General features: G+C 31.9%; 15 protein-coding genes and 2 tRNA genes. 9 read left to right on the forward strand and 8 right to left on the reverse strand.

Annotated features, from left to right (window positions below; all coding sequences use genetic code 11):
* Positions 1-108 precede the first annotated feature (108 nt).
* Positions 109-1107 carry a metal-dependent hydrolase gene (locus L0U77_RS10495; RefSeq protein ID WP_233901155.1) on the forward strand — a complete coding sequence of 333 codons (999 nt, stop codon included), beginning with the start codon at positions 109-111 and terminating at the stop codon, positions 1105-1107.
* A gap of 282 nt (positions 1108-1389) precedes the next feature.
* On the opposite strand, the gene L0U77_RS10500 is transcribed toward L0U77_RS10495, so the two are convergent.
* The 3 genes from L0U77_RS10500 to L0U77_RS10510 form a co-directional block, all read right to left on the reverse strand.
* Complete coding sequence (locus tag L0U77_RS10500; RefSeq protein ID WP_233897932.1) at positions 1390-1971, reverse strand: methyltransferase domain-containing protein; 582 nt, start codon at positions 1969-1971, stop codon at positions 1390-1392.
* A 93-nt stretch (positions 1972-2064) separates the two neighbouring features.
* A complete protein-coding gene (gene odhB, locus L0U77_RS10505; RefSeq protein ID WP_233897933.1) occupies positions 2065-3273 on the reverse strand; it encodes a 2-oxoglutarate dehydrogenase complex dihydrolipoyllysine-residue succinyltransferase in 1209 nt (402 codons plus the stop codon).
* Between the two features lie 50 nt (positions 3274-3323).
* Positions 3324-6050, reverse strand: a complete 2727-nt coding sequence (locus L0U77_RS10510; protein WP_233897934.1) for a 2-oxoglutarate dehydrogenase E1 component — start codon at positions 6048-6050, stop codon at positions 3324-3326.
* Positions 6051-6341: 291 nt separating this feature from the next.
* Here L0U77_RS10510 and L0U77_RS10515 point away from each other — a divergent pair.
* The 6 genes from L0U77_RS10515 (at position 6342) to bioA (ending at position 10208) form a co-directional block, all read left to right on the forward strand.
* Positions 6342-6415, forward strand: a tRNA-Asn gene (locus L0U77_RS10515).
* Between the two features lie 67 nt (positions 6416-6482).
* A tRNA-Asn gene (locus L0U77_RS10520) sits at positions 6483-6556 on the forward strand.
* A 51-nt stretch (positions 6557-6607) separates the two neighbouring features.
* The gene (locus L0U77_RS10525) at positions 6608-7741 is read left to right on the forward strand and encodes an aminotransferase class I/II-fold pyridoxal phosphate-dependent enzyme (RefSeq protein ID WP_233897935.1); all 1134 of its coding nucleotides are present in this window, start codon (positions 6608-6610) and stop codon (positions 7739-7741) included.
* A 17-nt stretch (positions 7742-7758) separates the two neighbouring features.
* The gene (gene bioD / locus L0U77_RS10530) at positions 7759-8400 is read left to right on the forward strand and encodes a dethiobiotin synthase (RefSeq protein ID WP_233897936.1); all 642 of its coding nucleotides are present in this window, start codon (positions 7759-7761) and stop codon (positions 8398-8400) included.
* 86 nt (positions 8401-8486) lie between these two features.
* Positions 8487-8765, forward strand: coding sequence for a GIY-YIG nuclease family protein (locus L0U77_RS10535; protein ID WP_233897937.1), 279 nt, complete (start codon positions 8487-8489; stop codon positions 8763-8765).
* 177 nt (positions 8766-8942) lie between these two features.
* Positions 8943-10208 carry an adenosylmethionine--8-amino-7-oxononanoate transaminase gene (bioA, locus tag L0U77_RS10540; protein WP_233897938.1) on the forward strand — a complete coding sequence of 422 codons (1266 nt, stop codon included), beginning with the start codon at positions 8943-8945 and terminating at the stop codon, positions 10206-10208.
* Here the strand turns inward: bioA and L0U77_RS10545 are convergent.
* Positions 10194-10742 (reverse strand): cytochrome c oxidase assembly factor Coa1 family protein, encoded by a 549-nt coding sequence (locus L0U77_RS10545; protein ID WP_233897939.1) that lies wholly within the window; start codon positions 10740-10742, stop codon positions 10194-10196. The two genes, bioA and L0U77_RS10545, sit on opposite strands and share 15 nt — an antisense overlap.
* 85 nt (positions 10743-10827) lie before the next feature.
* Between L0U77_RS10545 and L0U77_RS10550 the strand changes: the two genes are divergently transcribed.
* Both L0U77_RS10550 and bioB read left to right on the forward strand, forming a co-directional pair.
* Positions 10828-11970, forward strand: coding sequence for a beta-ketoacyl synthase N-terminal-like domain-containing protein (locus L0U77_RS10550; RefSeq protein ID WP_233901156.1), 1143 nt, complete (start codon positions 10828-10830; stop codon positions 11968-11970).
* Between the two features lie 355 nt (positions 11971-12325).
* Positions 12326-13426: a biotin synthase BioB gene (gene bioB / locus L0U77_RS10555; RefSeq protein ID WP_233901157.1), complete on the forward strand. Its 1101-nt coding sequence runs from the start codon at positions 12326-12328 to the stop codon at positions 13424-13426.
* Between the two features lie 88 nt (positions 13427-13514).
* On the opposite strand, the gene L0U77_RS10560 is transcribed toward bioB, so the two are convergent.
* The 4 genes from L0U77_RS10560 to panB form a co-directional block, all read right to left on the reverse strand.
* A complete protein-coding gene (locus L0U77_RS10560) occupies positions 13515-13847 on the reverse strand; it encodes a hypothetical protein (RefSeq protein ID WP_233898488.1) in 333 nt (110 codons plus the stop codon).
* A gap of 33 nt (positions 13848-13880) precedes the next feature.
* Positions 13881-14162, reverse strand: a complete 282-nt coding sequence (locus L0U77_RS10565; protein WP_101917847.1) for a TM2 domain-containing protein — start codon at positions 14160-14162, stop codon at positions 13881-13883.
* A gap of 85 nt (positions 14163-14247) precedes the next feature.
* Positions 14248-15183, reverse strand: a complete 936-nt coding sequence (locus L0U77_RS10570; RefSeq protein ID WP_233901162.1) for a 2-hydroxyacid dehydrogenase — start codon at positions 15181-15183, stop codon at positions 14248-14250.
* Positions 15184-15250: 67 nt separating this feature from the next.
* Positions 15251-16069 (reverse strand): 3-methyl-2-oxobutanoate hydroxymethyltransferase, encoded by an 819-nt coding sequence (panB, locus tag L0U77_RS10575; RefSeq protein WP_233897943.1) that lies wholly within the window; start codon positions 16067-16069, stop codon positions 15251-15253.
* Positions 16070-16129: the final 60 nt, after the last annotated feature.

Genomic DNA, 16129 nt, shown 5'->3' on the forward strand with positions numbered 1-16129 from the left:
CGCTTTTGTACGTAACATTTGTTACCGTGAAATATTACTGTATCTATTCACGTGAAATTTCTATCATTTGAAAGAATATGTAGTTTACTTGATTTATTTTTGTAGTATATGGATTCATTAACACAAATTATTTTAGGAGCCGCTGTTGGCGAAGCAGTTTTAGGAAGAAAAATTGGAAACAAAGCAATGTTTTACGGAGCTATTGCAGGTACAATTCCTGATTTAGATGTACTCGCTTCATTTTTTACCGATAAAGTAACCGCACTTTATATACATCGTGGTTTTACACATTCCATTGTTTTTTCGGTGCTTTTTGCGCCTATTTCTGCATGGATTGTAACTCGTTACGAAAAATATAAAAACTTTAAAAATTGGACTTGGTTATTCTTTTTAGCCTTTGTAACACATCCTATTTTAGACGCACATACGACTTGGGGAACACAGTTATTTTGGCCTTTTGATATCCGATTAGCTTTTAAAACCATTTTTGTTATTGATCCGCTTTATACTATTCCTTTTTTAGTTTTTCTGATTTTTGCCATGACACAAAAGCGGGTTCATAAAAAACGTGCTTTTTATAATAAAATGGGATTAATTATCAGTTCTTCTTATTTAGTACTGACTTTTTTATTAAAATGGTTGGCTTTTAATCAATTTGAAAAAGCTTTAGAAAATCAGAATATCGAATATTTACAAATTGATACCAGACCTTCTCCTTTAAATACGATACTTTGGAGTGCCAACGTACAAACAAAAGATGCTTTTTTACTAGCTAATTATTCCTTTTTTGATACAAAACCAATCACTTTTACAAAACATCTAAAAAATCATCATTTGTTAGGTAATCTTTCTAAAAATGAAACTGTTAAACGGATGATTTTTATTTCTGAAGGCTGGTACACTATCAATAAAAAAAATGGAGAACTTTATTTTAACGATTTAAGATTTGGGCTTTTAAGTATGAATCCAAACGCAGAAAATTTTGTTTTTAAGTATAAAATTACTGTTGATAATTCTGGAAATGTAACTTTTACCGAAGAACCTAAAGATAAAGGTGATGGTAAAAAATTAATAACTGATTTATGGATTCGCTTAAAAGGAAATTAAAAATTAATTATAAGAACCTGTTTAAATTTTATTCCAAAAATTTTTGTAACATCAAAATAGCATAGCAAGGGGTTTTAACCCCTTGCCGTCATTTTTTGCCACTATATTTTTTTCAGATGAAATTTAAACAGGCTCTAAAAGGAATTAAAATTGTATCGAGAATTTGAATTCTTTTATGTTGATGATTTTTAAGCAAAAAAGTTCTCGATACAATTTTTTTGAAGGAAAAAAATCACTCGAACTGACAGTTTATTTAATTATTAAACAGGCTCTAAAAATAAATTATAACTTTTGAAATATCATAAACAGCTCCATTCCTTGTCTGTTGTGATATGAATTATAGCATTTTTCTAAAACATTAAATCTAAAATAAGGTTTAAAATATGTAATGTATTCCTTTTTATTCCCGCCAAAAGGCGGATGATCTTCATTTAATTTAGCATCAAAAAGTAAGCCTACTAATTTTCCTTTTTCAGTTAGTAGGTCATTCATTTTTTTAGCATAACCTACTCTCAAGTTTGGATTTAAAGCACAAAAAAATGTTTGCTCAATCACTAAATCAAAAGTAGTATTCAAATCAAAAAAATCACCTAAAATCAGTTGATCTTTTGGAAAATCAGGAACTCTTTTCTTTATATTTTCTAAGGCTGTTTTAGATAAATCGACCACAAAAATATTTTTAAATCCATTATTAAAAAGATATTCTGCTTCGTAAGAATTTCCACCACCGGGAATTAATATTTTTAATTCTTTATTTTCTAATTGATCAAAATATTTTCTTAAAGGAGGTGAAATTTGTCTTAAATCCCAACCTATTTTATTATTCAAATATTTTTTTTCCCAGAAATTTTCAGATAAATTCATTCTTATTTTTTATTTATTAAATAAATTAAAATATATAAAAAAATCCCAAGCTATCTGCTTGGGATTTTAATATATATAAAACTAAAATTTAGTTTACATTTCTAATGCTTTTTTAACATCATTGTCCATTAATAACTCAACAGGATTTTCTAAAGCTTCTTTAACAGCTACTAAGAATCCTACTGACTCACGACCATCAATAACTCTGTGGTCATACGATAATGCAACATACATAATTGGTTGAATTACTACTTCACCATTAACAGCCATTGGTCTGTTTACAATGTTGTGCATTCCTAAAATTCCACTTTGTGGAGGATTTAAAATTGGCGTTGATAACATAGAACCAAAAACACCACCATTTGTAATAGTAAATGTTCCACCAGTCATTTCATCCACCGTAATTTGCCCGTCTCTAGCACGTAAAGCTAAACGTTTTACTTCGCTTTCAACACCTCTAAAAGATAAATCTTCAGCATTTCTAATTACAGGAACCATTAATCCTTTAGGACCAGAAACTGCAATAGAAATATCTTGAAATTCATTTTTAATTTGGTAATCTCCATCAATCATAGAATTTACGTCAGGATATAATTCTAAAGCTCTAACAACTGCTAAAGTGAAAAAAGACATAAATCCTAATCCAACTCCGTGCTTTGCTTTAAAGTCTTCTTTATATTCTTTACGTAAATCAAAAATTGGCTGCATGTTTACTTCGTTAAACGTTGTTAACATTGCAGTTTCGCTTTTTACAGCTACCAAACGTTGCGCTACTTTTCTACGCAACATTGACATTTTTTTACGTTCAGTTCCACGAGAACCGTTTGTAGGTTGCGTTCCCATAGAAGGTACTGCTTTTACAGCATCTTCTTTAGTTACACGACCACCTTTCCCAGTTCCTTTTACAGAACCAGCAGGAATTCCTTTTTCTGCTAACACTTTTTTAGCTGCAGGAGAAGCTGTTCCTGTAGCATAGGTTGTAGCCTTTGGAGCTACTGCTTTAGGAGCTTCCAATTTTGGTGCTTCTTCTTTTGTTACAGTTGAAGATTCACCTGCTGGTTTTGCAGCGCTCATATCAATAAGACACACTACAGCGCCAACTTCTACAGCATCGCCTTCTTCTGCTTTTAAAGTGATAATTCCGCTTTCTTCCGCAGGTAATTCTAAGGTTGCTTTGTCAGAATCTACTTCGGCAATTGGCTGATCTTTTTCAACATAATCACCATCTTCAACTAACCACGTTGCTATTTCTACTTCTGTAATTGACTCCCCCGGAGAAGGAACTTTCATTTCTAAAATCATCAGTACTAAATTTTATATATCTGAAATTATTCTTTTTTAATCGAGTTTTTTTAATCGAAAACTTTGTCTAACACTTCTTGGTGACGACGTTTGTAACGTGCACTTGAACCTGCTGCTGGTGCAGAATGATAACCTCTCGATGCACATTCTAACTTCGCTAATTCAAAACGCTCTAACATATAACTCCAAGATCCCATGTTTTTAGGTTCTTCTTGTGCCCAAACATAACGTTCTACATTTGGATACTTATCCATTACAGCTTTTATTTGCTCATTGTGTAATGGGAACAACTGCTCTATTCTTACTAAAGCAATATCTTGTCTTGCTAATTTTTCACGTTCTGCTAGTAAATCATAATAAAATTTACCTGTACAGAATACCATTTTTTTCACTTTTGAAGTATCAATAGTATCATCAATTACTTCTTGGAAACTTCCATTTGCTAAATCCTCAATCGAATTTACAGCTTTTGGCGAACGCAATAAACTTTTAGGAGTAAAAACGACTAAAGGTTTTCTAAATTCACGTTTCATTTGACGACGCAAAATATGATACATATTTGCTGGTGTCGAACAATTTGCAATGGTCCAGTTATCAATTGCTGATGACTGTAAAAAACGCTCTATTCTACCAGATGAATGTTCAGGTCCTTGCCCTTCATATCCGTGAGGTAATAACATTACCAGTCCGTTTTGTAATTTCCATTTTGCTTCTGCCGAACAAATATATTGATCGAATACAATTTGTGCTCCATTGGCAAAATCACCAAATTGTGCTTCCCAAATAGTTAAGGTATTTGGAGCAGCCATCGCATATCCGTAATCGAATCCTAAAACACCATATTCCGATAAATGAGAATTGAAAATAGTCATTTCCCCTTTATTTTTGGTATTGGTATTTAATAAATTAACACGCTCTGAAGTTTCTTCATCACGCATAATTGCATGACGGTGCGAGAATGTTCCTCTTTCTACATCTTCTCCAGAAATACGAACATTAAACCCTTCTTCTAATAAAGTTCCGTAGGCTAAATTTTCTGCGGTTCCCCAATCTAAAGTATTTTCTTCAAAGACCATTTTTTTACGTCCTTGTAAAATACGTTCTGCTTTACGAACAAATTTATGTCCTTGTGGAGTTGTAGAAATTACTTTAGCGATATCTTTTAATGCGGCAACCGAATACGTAGTATTTATAGGTTGTAACATTTCTTGTAATTGTTTACGTGCAAATCCCTCCCATACCTCTGGCATGAATTCTTGTATCTTAGAGGTTGTTTTCTTCTTCGATGCTGCAAATTCTACTTCCAGATGTGCTTTAAATTCATCTGTAATTTGTTTTACATAATCGGCAGAAATTGTTCCTTCTTCAATTAATTTTGCTGCGTATATTTCTTTGGCATTTTTATGCTTAGAGATTGCTTGATATAATTTAGGTTGTGTAAAACGTGGCTCATCACCTTCGTTATGACCATATTTACGATATCCTAATAAATCAATATAAATATCTTTTTTGAATTTCATTCGATATTCAACAGCCATTTCCATAGCATGACAAACTGCTTCGGCATCATCTGCATTAACGTGTAATACTGGCGATAGCGTTACTTTTGCGATATCGGTACAATACGTACTAGAACGTGCGTCTAAATAATTGGTTGTAAATCCTACTTGATTATTTACCACAACATGAATAGTCCCTCCTGTTTTATAACCGTTTAAGGTCATCATTTGAGCTATTTCATATACGATACCTTGTCCTGCAATTGCAGCATCACCGTGTACTAATATTGGTAAAATTTTACCATTATCGCCATTATAATCTAAATCTATTTTAGCGCGAACAATTCCTTCAGCAACAGCATCTACGGTTTCTAAATGTGATGGATTTGGAACCAAATTCATCTTCATTTTTTGCCCACCTTTATACGCTTTACTTAAAGTTAATCCTAAGTGATATTTTACATCACCATCAATATCTTGATCTTCAAAATCTTTTCCTTCAAATTCGCTAAATAAATCACGAACTGGTTTTTTGAAGATATTTACCAAGGTATTTAAACGACCACGATGCGCCATTCCTAAGACACATTCTTCTACGCCGTATTTCTCAGCAGCATCACGAAGTGCTACACTAACTCCAGGAATTAATGTTTCACCACCTTCTACAGAAAAACGTTTCTGCCCAACATATTTTGTTTGTAAAAAACTTTCAAATGTTGATGCTTGGTTTAATTTTGTTAAAATGTATTTTTTTGCTTCTACATCATAATTAGACTGGTTATCGTTTTTATTCAAACGATTTTGCCACCAATTTAATTCTTCAGGATTACGTAAATACATATATTCAACCCCAATGCTTTCGCAAAAGATTGCTTTTAGATGATGTATTATTTGAGCCAAGGTTGTTGCCCCGATGCCCAAAACACCTCCTGCATTAAAAACGGTTGTTAAATCGGTTTGATGTAATCCAAAAGTTTCAAGATCTAAGGTAGGATTGTATTTTCTACGATCCCGAACTGGATTTGTTTTGGTAAACAAATGCCCTCTTGTTCGGTAGCCATTTATTAAATCGATCACTAAAAATTCCTTTCGTACGGCATCTGGTACTTCTACCGAAACCTCATCTTCTGTTAACGAGTAATCTTCATTGGCTAGGTCATAACCTTGAAAAAAACTCCGCCAACTAGCTTCTACTGCGTCAGGATTTTTTTGATACTGTTCATATAAATCACTTATAAAACCTGTATGTGCTGCGTTCAAGAACGAAAACTTGTCCATATATTTTACTATGCTTTTCTGTCAATAAGAATAATCGACACAAAAATACAACTTTTACTAAAAATAAGACTTTATTTTACGCTTATTTTGATACCTTTATTTTTTTTCAACAAAAAAGCAAAACAACATCATTTTTCACACACACAAACATAAACACCTGATATACAGCACAAAAACATAAAATTGTAAAATTTATTTCATTTTTACTCAAAAAAACTTTGTATATTTGAAAAAAGGTCTTAAATTTGCACTCGCATTTTAAAACTTTTTTTTATTAAAATCGTTTTAAATTCCTCCTTAGCTCAGTTGGTTAGAGCATCTGACTGTTAATCAGAGGGTCTTAGGTTCGAGTCCTAAAGGAGGAGCAAATTAAACATAGGAAACTGTAACTTCCTTAATAGTTACAACACATATTTTGTTCTATATGAACATTCCTCCTTAGCTCAGTTGGTTAGAGCATCTGACTGTTAATCAGAGGGTCTTAGGTTCGAGTCCTAAAGGAGGAGCTTTAAAAAAAGACTTACATTTACGTGTAAGTCTTTTTTATTTTATACGCTATGTCATTTCCAAAAAAACTCAGTGCCAAATTACTTGTTCGAACTAAAAATCAAGCATTAAGAACACTTGATCAAGTAAATAACACCCCTATTTTAATTGATTTTTCTTCGAATGATTATCTAGGTTTTGCAAAATCGGAAGTGATTTTTAATAAAACACATCAGTTTTTAGTTGATAACAACATTTTACAAAATGGCGCAACGGGTTCTCGCCTACTTTCAGGAAATCATCCTTTATATAATAGTATCGAAAAAGAACTGGCTGAATTTCATAACACCGAAGAAGCGTTAATTTTTAATTCGGGTTACGATGCTAATATTGGTTTTTTCTCATCAGTACCTCAACGGGGCGACATTATTTTATATGATGAATTTATCCACGCTTCTATTCGTGATGGAATTCAGTTATCGAATGCGCAATCTTTTAAATTCAAACATAATAATTTAGATGATTTAGAGAAGAAAATCAGCAAACATCGCTTAAAAAACGATGCTGAAATTTATGTAGTAACAGAAGCTGTTTTTTCTATGGATGGTGATGCTCCTGATTTAATAGCAATGTCTGAAATCATCCAAAAAAATAATGTTTATTTAATTATTGATGAAGCACATGCTGTTGGAGTTTTCAATAAAGGATTAGTACAAGAATTAAACATAGAAAGTACTATTTTTACTAGAATAATCACTTTTGGAAAAGCAATCGGATGCCATGGAGCTGTTATTTTAGGAAGTAAAGAATTGAAACAATATTTAATTAATTTTTCGAGAAGCTTTATTTATACCACAGGATTATCGCCTCATTCATTAGCAACCATAAAATTTGCGTATTCCGAATTAATCAGAAATAAAGCAACAGAAAATCTTCAAGAAAATATTTTATTTTTCAAACAAGAAATCAACAGATTACAGCTTCATTTTATAGCAAGTAATTCAGCAATTCATTGTTGTATTATTTCGGGAAATGAAAATGTAAAAGCAATTTCAAAAAAATTGCAAGAAAAAGGATTTGATGTAAAAGCAATTTTATCGCCCACAGTAAATAAAGGAGAAGAGAGGTTGCGTTTTTGCTTACATTCTTATAATTCTTTTGAAGAAATCACTGCTGTTTTAGAACATCTTGCTACTTTTGTTTAAAATAAAAATCCTTTTAAATGGCTACATATTTTATTACAGGAATTTCTACAGAAGTAGGAAAAACAATTGCATCGGCAATATTTACCGAAGCATTAGAAGCTGATTATTGGAAACCTATACAAGCTGGTGAATTAGATGATTCTGATTCTCATAAAATCAAGAAATTTATTTCTAATAAAAAAACAATAATCCACCCAAATTCATACGCTTTAAAAACACCGATGAGCCCACACGCAGCGGCAGAAATCGAGAACATTACTATTGATTTAGCTAAAATTATCGAACCAAAAACTGATAACGAAAATTTAGTTATTGAAGGGGCTGGCGGACTTTTTGTTCCTTTAAACAATACCGATACTATTTTAGATATTATAAAACCAACTTATAAAGTAATTGTGGTTTCTCGTCATTATTTAGGAAGTATTAATCACACTTTATTAACCGTAAATTTATTGAAAGAAAAAGGTTTTGATGTTTCCATTCTTTTTTCTGGAGATGAACATAAAACCACGGAAGAAATAATCAAAAAGATGACAGGTGTTCCTGTAATTGGTCGAATTGATGAAGAACCTTATTTTGATAAAAGTGTAATTAAAGAATACGCTGAAATTTTTAAAAATAAACTTCGTCACCCTGAATTTATTTCAGGGTCGCATTAACATAAGAACATTCTATTTTGATAAAAAATATGCTGAATTTTGATATGATACTGAAATAAATTCAGCATAACGGAAATTATAATTTTATGAAAGAAAGTTATATTTATATATTGACAAATAAATATCGAACGACATTTTATATCGGAATCACGGCTAATATTTCCAAAAGAATGATAGAACATAAAGAAAAAATAGCATCAAAATTCACTGAAAGATATAACACAAGTGATTTAATTTATTTTGAAAAATTTACAGATATAAATCAAGCTATTTCAAGAGAAAAACAATTAAAAAATTGGCGTAAAGAATGGAAGATTAATTTAATTAAAAAATTAAACCCAACTTTAGATACGTTAAATTATTGATGAATTTTGATGCGATGCTGAAAGTCTAAAAATATACATCACACTGAACTCGTTTCAGGGTCGCATCAACATGAGAACGCTCTATTTCGATAAAAAATAATTACACTGGATATTGATGCGATGCTGAAATAAATTCAGCATGACGAAAAGAAAGAAAACCTAGCCAAAACATAAATTATGAATTTACAAGAAAGAGATAAAAAACATTTGTGGCATCCTTTAAAACAGCACCAAACACACCCGAATAGTTTGGGAATTGTAAAGGCGAAAGGATGTATTTTAACAGATGAAAATGGCAAGGAATATATTGATGCAATTTCATCGTGGTACACCTGTATGTTTGGGCATTGCAACGATTTTATTACGAGTCGGGTTTACAAACAAATGCAAACATTAGATCAAATAATGTTTAGTGATTTTACGCACGAACCTGCTGTAAAATTATCCGAAGAACTGATTAAAATTTTGCCTAAAAATCAAAATAGAATCTTTTTTAACGATAATGGCTCAACGGCAGTTGAAGCGTCTATTAAAATGGCGTTGCAATATTATTTTAATAAAGGCGAAAAACGAAGTACTTTTATTGCTTTTGAAAACGGTTTTCATGGCGATACTTTTGGCGCAATGTCAGTTTCTGGCTTATCGGCTTACAATGGTCCTTTTGAAGATTTTTTAATGGATATTAAACGTATTCCTGTTCCAAATGGCAAAAATAATGATGAAATTTTATCGCAATTAAAAGAAATAATTTCTAAAAATGATATTGCAGGTTTTATTTACGAACCTTTAGTGCAAGGCGCTGCGGGAATGAAAATTCATGAAGCTGCCGATTTAAATGAAATTTTAAAATATCTTAAAAACAAAAATATTTTAACAATTGCTGATGAAGTAATGACTGGTTTTGGTAAAACAGGAAACAATTTTGCTTCGGATGAAATTGCCACAAAACCCGATATTATTTGCCTAAGTAAAGCCTTAACTGGCGGATTAGTGCCGATGGCAATTACTTCTTGTACCGAAGAAATTTACAGTACTTTTTTAAGTAATGATATTTCTAAAGGATTTTTTCACTGTCATACGTATTCGGCAAATCCGATAGCTTGTAGTGCCGCTTTAGCTACTATCGAATTATTACAAACTAAAGAAATTCAAGATAGTATTCAGTTTATTTCAAATGCTCATAAAGTGTTTGAAGATAAAATTAAGCAACATCCAAAAGTAGCTTCAACACGTTCGAAAGGCGTTATTTTAGCGATTGATTTGAAAACAAATGCCAATCGTTACGGAACTTTACGTGATGAATTATTAAAATATTTTATGGAAGATGGTGTTTTTTTACGTCCGTTAGGAAATACCATTTACATTCAGCCACCTTATATAATTACCGAAAAACAACTAAAAAAAGTATATACAACTATTGAAAAGGTTTTAGATATCTTCTAAAACCTTTTGGTTATTATTTTTCTTGTTATTTTCTTTACTATTTTCTTCAACTTTTTCTTTAGGATTATTTTGACTCTTTTTATCTATAGTATCTTCCTGAATGGTTTGTTCAGGTAACAAATTAATAATTTGATTTGTATTTTGAACACGTACATATAAATCTTCATAAATCCATTCGCCATTAAAACGCATTCCTCGAACAACTAAAGTTCCAGCTTCTTTCGAACCTTTTATAGCGATAGAAAAATCAACTTCTCCATTTTCATTTTCTAATGATATATTTCCTGATGGAATACCAACTTCTTCAATTGGTTCTCCTAATAAATTGATAACTTTTTTATTTATTGATGCCTGTTCTACAGCATATGTTACAGGTGTTGCATTTATTATTGTATCAAAAACACTAAAAATAGTCGCACCAATCCCTAAAAAAGCGAATAAAACAAACCCTAAACAACCACATCCGCAACCACCTACAGGCACAACCCAACCCCAATTTCTAGCAAACCAACTTTTCTGTTCTTGTACTTCCATTTACTTTGTTTTTTTTCACAATATTAATATTTATTTATTTCGTTATACTTGATTTTACCTTTATTTTTACACAAAATTAAACGTATTGAAACAAGCTATTTCTATCACCTCTTTTGCCTCGGTTTCTCCTTTGGGAAGTAAGCCTGCGCAAATTTGGGAGAACTATTTAAACGACCATCATTTCTTATCGCAAGAAAATGATATTTGGGCAGGAAGATTAACTTCTGATGATAAAATTGCGATTCAAGAAATTCGAAATTCCGATACTAAATATAAAAATTTAGACGATTCGGTTTTATATACCATTTATGTTGCCAGAAAAGCAATTGAAAAAACAAATTGGACATCAGAAGATAATTTTGGAATTAATATTGGTTCGTCAAGAGGTGCGACTTCTTTGTTTGAAAAATATCATAAAGAGTTTTTAGAAACAGGAAAATCATCAACTTTAAGCTCGCCAACCACTACTTTAGGAAATATTTCGTCTTGGATTGCTCACGATTTACAATCAAATGGTCCTGAAATTTCGCATTCTATTACCTGTTCGACGGGTTTGCATTCGTTATTAAACGGAATTGCTTGGTTACAATCGGGGATGTCGGAAAAATTTATGATTGGCGCAAGTGAAGCTTCTTTGACAAATTTTACCTTTGCACAAATGCAGGCTTTAAAAGTGTATTCGAAAGAAAATGACCAATATCCGTGTAAAGCTTTTGATTTAGATAAAAAAAGAAATACCATGGTTTTGGGTGAAGCGTCGGCGGTTTTTTGTTTAGAAAAAGGTATCAAAGAAAATGCAATTGCCCTTATTAAAGGCATCGGTTTTGCTACGGAAGTTTTAAAACATAATACATCTGTTTCGGCAAATGCTGACTGTTTTCAAAAATCAATGAAAATGGCTTTAGGAGAAATTTCTATGGATGATATTGATGTTATTGTAATGCACGCTCCTGGAACTATTAAAGGTGACTTATCTGAAATTAATGCAATTCATGCAGTTTTTGGCGATAAAAAACCTTTTTTAACCACCAATAAATGGAAAGTCGGACATACTTTTGGTACTTCTGGATTACTTAGTTTAGAATTAGCAATACTGATATTACAACATCAGAAAGCTATTGAAGTTCCGTTTGCTGAAAAACAAAATCATCCGAAGAAAATAAGAAACATTTTAGTAAATGCTGTTGGTTTTGGCGGAAATGCTGTTTCTGTTTTAATATCAAAATAATATTAATTTAGATTTTAAATGCCTTATCTATTTTCGTCATGCTGAATTTATTTCAGCATCGCATCAAAAAGAGAACTACGGCAAATCAGGATGCGAACCTGAAATAAATTCAGGTTGACGGATTCGATTTCTTATTTTCTTGTGATATTTTTTTCAAATAAAATTTAAAGAAACTCTAAACTATGAACTTTATTTAGTGGTTTAGCCCTGATTGAACGGCTTGTTTGAGCTCTTTTTTATTTTTCTTTTCGAAAAAATAAAAAAAGCGAGTAGTGAAAGCAGGAAATAGCTTCTAAAAAGAAATAGAAAGCCAATTAGTTTTTTTATTTTTGACATTACAAATAACTTGATTTTTATGAGTGAAGTAAGACATAACTGGACGAAAGAAGAAGTTCTTGAAATATATAATAAACCATTAATGGAGCTTTTATATGAAGCTGCAACAATTCATAGAAAAAGTCATGATCCTAATGTAGTACAGGTTTCTACATTGTTATCTATAAAAACTGGTGGTTGTTCGGAAGATTGTGGATATTGTCCGCAAGCAGCTCGTTATCACACCAATGTTGATGGAAACGATTTAATGTCGGTAAACCAAGTAAAAGCACAGGCTTTAAGAGCTAAATCGAGCGGAAGTTCTCGTGTTTGTATGGGTGCGGCTTGGAGAAATGTAAAAGATGGTCCTGAATTTGACCAAGTTTTAGACATGGTTAGAACCATTAATAAATTGGATATGGAGGTTTGCTGTACTTTAGGAATGGTTACTGAAAACCAAGCACAACGTTTGGCAGAAGCTGGTTTATACGCCTATAATCATAACTTAGATTCATCGGAAGAATATTATAAAGAAGTGATTTCTACACGTGGATATCAAGATAGATTAGATACGATTGATAATGTGCGTAAAACAAACGTAACTGTTTGTTCTGGTGGAATTATTGGAATGGGTGAAAATGCAGAAGATAGAGCTGGAATGTTAGTGGCTTTATCTACTTTAAGTCCTCAGCCAGAATCTACGCCAATTAATGCGTTGGTTGCTGTTGAAGGAACTCCTTTAGAAGACCAAAAACCTGTTGAAATTTGGGATATGGTTCGTATGGTAGCTACTGCACGTATCGTTTTACCTGAAACTCAGGTTCGTTTATCGGCAGGAAGAACGCAAATGAGTAGAGAAGGACAAGCAATGTGTTTCTTTGCAGGTGCAAATTCTATTTTTGCTGGTGATAAATTATTAACAACGCCAAATCCTGATGTTGATGAAGATATGAAAATGTTTAAAATGCTAGGTTTAAATCCTCAGAAACCTTTTACTAAAAAGGTACAACCACAAACGGTAGAAGCAAAAGATTCTGCTTTTGAAAACTTAGGTGAAAAACCTAAATGGACACGACCTGAACATAAAATTGAACGTAACGAAGAGAAAAAACAAGAAGCGTTAGAATTACGTAAAAAATAAAAAATACTGTTTTATTTCTTTTTTGATTTATTAAATTAAAAAGCATCGTTTATTAAAACGATGCTTTTTTATCTATTATTTCTTAATACTAATCTAATAAATCTTTGATGATTTTCTTAGCTTTCGTAGTTGCTTCTTTAAACTCTTCTTGAGCATCTTCAGCAAAATCAGCAAGCTCTTCACTTGCTTTACTCGCAAACTCTGATGCCTTTTCAGACACTTCTTCTAAAGTTTCTTTAGCTTCATCAGCAAATTCAGCAGCTTTATTTTTGATGTCTTGAACTGTTTCATCTGATAAGACTTCACCTACTTTTGCTTTTACACCTTCCATTGCGTCGGCAACGTGTTCACTTGCTTTTCCAGCAAATTCTGATGCTTTTTCTTTTAAATTTTCTTTCGAAATGTTGTTGCTTTCTTCCATTTTATTTTTTTATTACACGTTTTCTAAAACGAATTAAAACCAACCTTTTTTATTTACTTGATACATATTTATAAATTCTTCATCAGATTTTGTTAAATACGTAATTCCTTCAACTAAAGAAATAATTGCAAAAATAGGTGCTGCTAATCCGCAAGTAAGAACACTTCCTAATAACATTATTAAGCCTTCTTTGGTATATCCTAATGCAAATTTATGAATACCTAATGGTCCTATTAAAATTGCTAAAACACCTCCTAAAACACGTTTACTTTCCTGATTTTGAACTGTTAATTTATTTTCATCAATTAAACTCATAGTAGTATATAGTATTATTATTATTGAATGCTAAATGTATAAAAAAGAGGTGAATTTTAATTAATTAAACTTATTTATTCTACCTTTAAATAATCTTTTTTATTTTATCAACAATAGTTTGGGCTAATTTTTGCTTACTTTCTAAGGTCCAACCTGCTACGTGTGGCGATAATAAGATATTATCTGCCTTTATTAAATATTGGAATGCTTCGGGCATCTCTTGATTTACAAATAAGTTTTCGAAAGATTTTTTCTCATATTCTAACACATCTAAACCTGCGCCTAAAATTTTTGCTGATTTCAAGGCTTCCACTAAATCCGAAGTAACGACCGATTTTCCTCTTGCCGTATTTAGTAACCAAAAAGGTTTCGAAAAAGCATTGATAAAATCGGTATTTATCATATTTGTAGTTACTGCAGTTTGTGGTGTGTGTAAACTTAAAACATCGGCTTTTTGTTGTAATTCTTCTAAAGAAACTTGGGTACAATTTTCATCACCAACATTAGGTTTGATATCATAACAAAGTACTTTTACATCAAAACCTCTTAATTTTTTAGCGAAAGATTTTCCCATATTTCCGTAACCAATTAAACCAACGGTTTTGCCATCTAATTCGATTCCTCGATTTTCTTCTCGCAACCATTTACCATTTCTAACTTCAGTATCTGCTTTTCTAAATTTATTGAAAAGTGATAATAACATTCCTAAAGCATGTTCACCAACAGCATTTCTGTTTCCTTCAGGAGCTGAAATTAAATGAATTCCTTTTTGACTCGCATATTCACAATCAATATTTTCAAGCCCTGCGCCTACTCTTCCGATGAATTTTAAGTTGGTGGCTTTGTCTAAAAATTGTTTATCAATAGTGAACCTACTTCGGATAATAATTCCATCATATTGATTAATTTTAGTTTCTATTATTTCTTTTGATGCGGTATAATCTTGTTCATTTATAAAACCTAAATCGTTTAATTGATTTAAAAGTAATGCGTGATTTGAATCTAAGTGTAGTATTTTCATCATCTTTTAAAAAGTCTTTAAAATAAAAAAAGCCTTCTTTTCAGAAAGCTTTTTAATGGATACGCTATTAATATTGTTCCTTTTCGTTTGGAAAGTCTTTCGATTTAACATCGGCAATATAACTTTCAAAAGCACCAGTCATTTCGGTATATAAATCTAAATATCTACGTAAAAAACGCGGATTAAATTCATGGGTCATTCCAATCATATCATGAGTTACTAAAACCTGCCCGTCTACGCCACCACCAGCACCAATTCCGATGACAGGTATCGTTAAACTTTCGGCAACTTTTGTTGCTAACGCTGCGGGAACTTTTTCTAAAACTAAGGCAAAACACCCTAATTCTTCCAATAATTTGGCATCTTTTAATAACTTTTCTGCCTCTTCATCTTCCTTGGCTCTAACGGTGTAGGTTCCAAATTTATAGATCGATTGTGGCGTTAATCCTAAGTGTCCCATTACAGGAATTCCTGCGGTTAATATTCGAGAAATAGATTCTCCAATTTCGCTTCCTCCTTCTAATTTCACGGCGTGTCCACCAGATTCTTTCATGATTCTGATAGCGGAATCTAAGGCATTTTTAGAATTTCCTTGATAGGTTCCAAAAGGCAAATCAACGACTACCAAACAACGCTCAATAGCACGAATTACCGAACTCGCATGATAAATCATTTGGTCAAGCGTAATAGGCAACGTAGTTTCATGCCCCGCCATTACATTCGATGCTGAATCTCCAACCAAAATAACGTCAACTCCTGCTCCGTCTACAATTTTTGCCATTGTATAATCATAGGCAGTAAGCATCGAAATTTTTTCTCCGTTTGCTTTCATGTCCACTAATGATTTCGTGGTAACTCTTTTATATTGCTTTTTTGCTACTGACATTTTTTAAATTTTCTTGTTGGTAAAAATACGGAAATATTTTATTGAAAAATCTGTAAAAGT

Source organism: Tenacibaculum piscium, from assembly GCF_021390715.1.
GTDB classification, from domain to species: Bacteria; Bacteroidota; Bacteroidia; order Flavobacteriales; family Flavobacteriaceae; genus Polaribacter; species Polaribacter piscius.

Excerpts from the sequence above, each read along its gene's own strand:
- L0U77_RS10495 (WP_233901155.1), top strand. The coding sequence starts at position 109 with ATGGATTCATTAACACAAATTATTTTAGGAGCCGCTGTTGGCGAAGCA.
- L0U77_RS10500 (WP_233897932.1), bottom strand. The coding sequence starts at position 1,971 with ATGAATTTATCTGAAAATTTCTGGGAAAAAAAATATTTGAATAATAAA.
- odhB (WP_233897933.1), bottom strand. The coding sequence starts at position 3,273 with ATGATTTTAGAAATGAAAGTTCCTTCTCCGGGGGAGTCAATTACAGAA.
- L0U77_RS10510 (WP_233897934.1), bottom strand. The coding sequence starts at position 6,050 with ATGGACAAGTTTTCGTTCTTGAACGCAGCACATACAGGTTTTATAAGT.
- L0U77_RS10525 (WP_233897935.1), top strand. The coding sequence starts at position 6,608 with ATGTCATTTCCAAAAAAACTCAGTGCCAAATTACTTGTTCGAACTAAA.
- bioD (WP_233897936.1), top strand. The coding sequence starts at position 7,759 with ATGGCTACATATTTTATTACAGGAATTTCTACAGAAGTAGGAAAAACA.
- L0U77_RS10535 (WP_233897937.1), top strand. The coding sequence starts at position 8,487 with ATGAAAGAAAGTTATATTTATATATTGACAAATAAATATCGAACGACA.
- bioA (WP_233897938.1), top strand. The coding sequence starts at position 8,943 with ATGAATTTACAAGAAAGAGATAAAAAACATTTGTGGCATCCTTTAAAA.
- L0U77_RS10545 (WP_233897939.1), bottom strand. The coding sequence starts at position 10,742 with ATGGAAGTACAAGAACAGAAAAGTTGGTTTGCTAGAAATTGGGGTTGG.
- bioB (WP_233901157.1), top strand. The coding sequence starts at position 12,326 with ATGAGTGAAGTAAGACATAACTGGACGAAAGAAGAAGTTCTTGAAATA.
- L0U77_RS10560 (WP_233898488.1), bottom strand. The coding sequence starts at position 13,847 with ATGGAAGAAAGCAACAACATTTCGAAAGAAAATTTAAAAGAAAAAGCA.
- L0U77_RS10565 (WP_101917847.1), bottom strand. The coding sequence starts at position 14,162 with ATGAGTTTAATTGATGAAAATAAATTAACAGTTCAAAATCAGGAAAGT.
- L0U77_RS10570 (WP_233901162.1), bottom strand. The coding sequence starts at position 15,183 with ATGAAAATACTACACTTAGATTCAAATCACGCATTACTTTTAAATCAA.
- panB (WP_233897943.1), bottom strand. The coding sequence starts at position 16,069 with ATGTCAGTAGCAAAAAAGCAATATAAAAGAGTTACCACGAAATCATTA.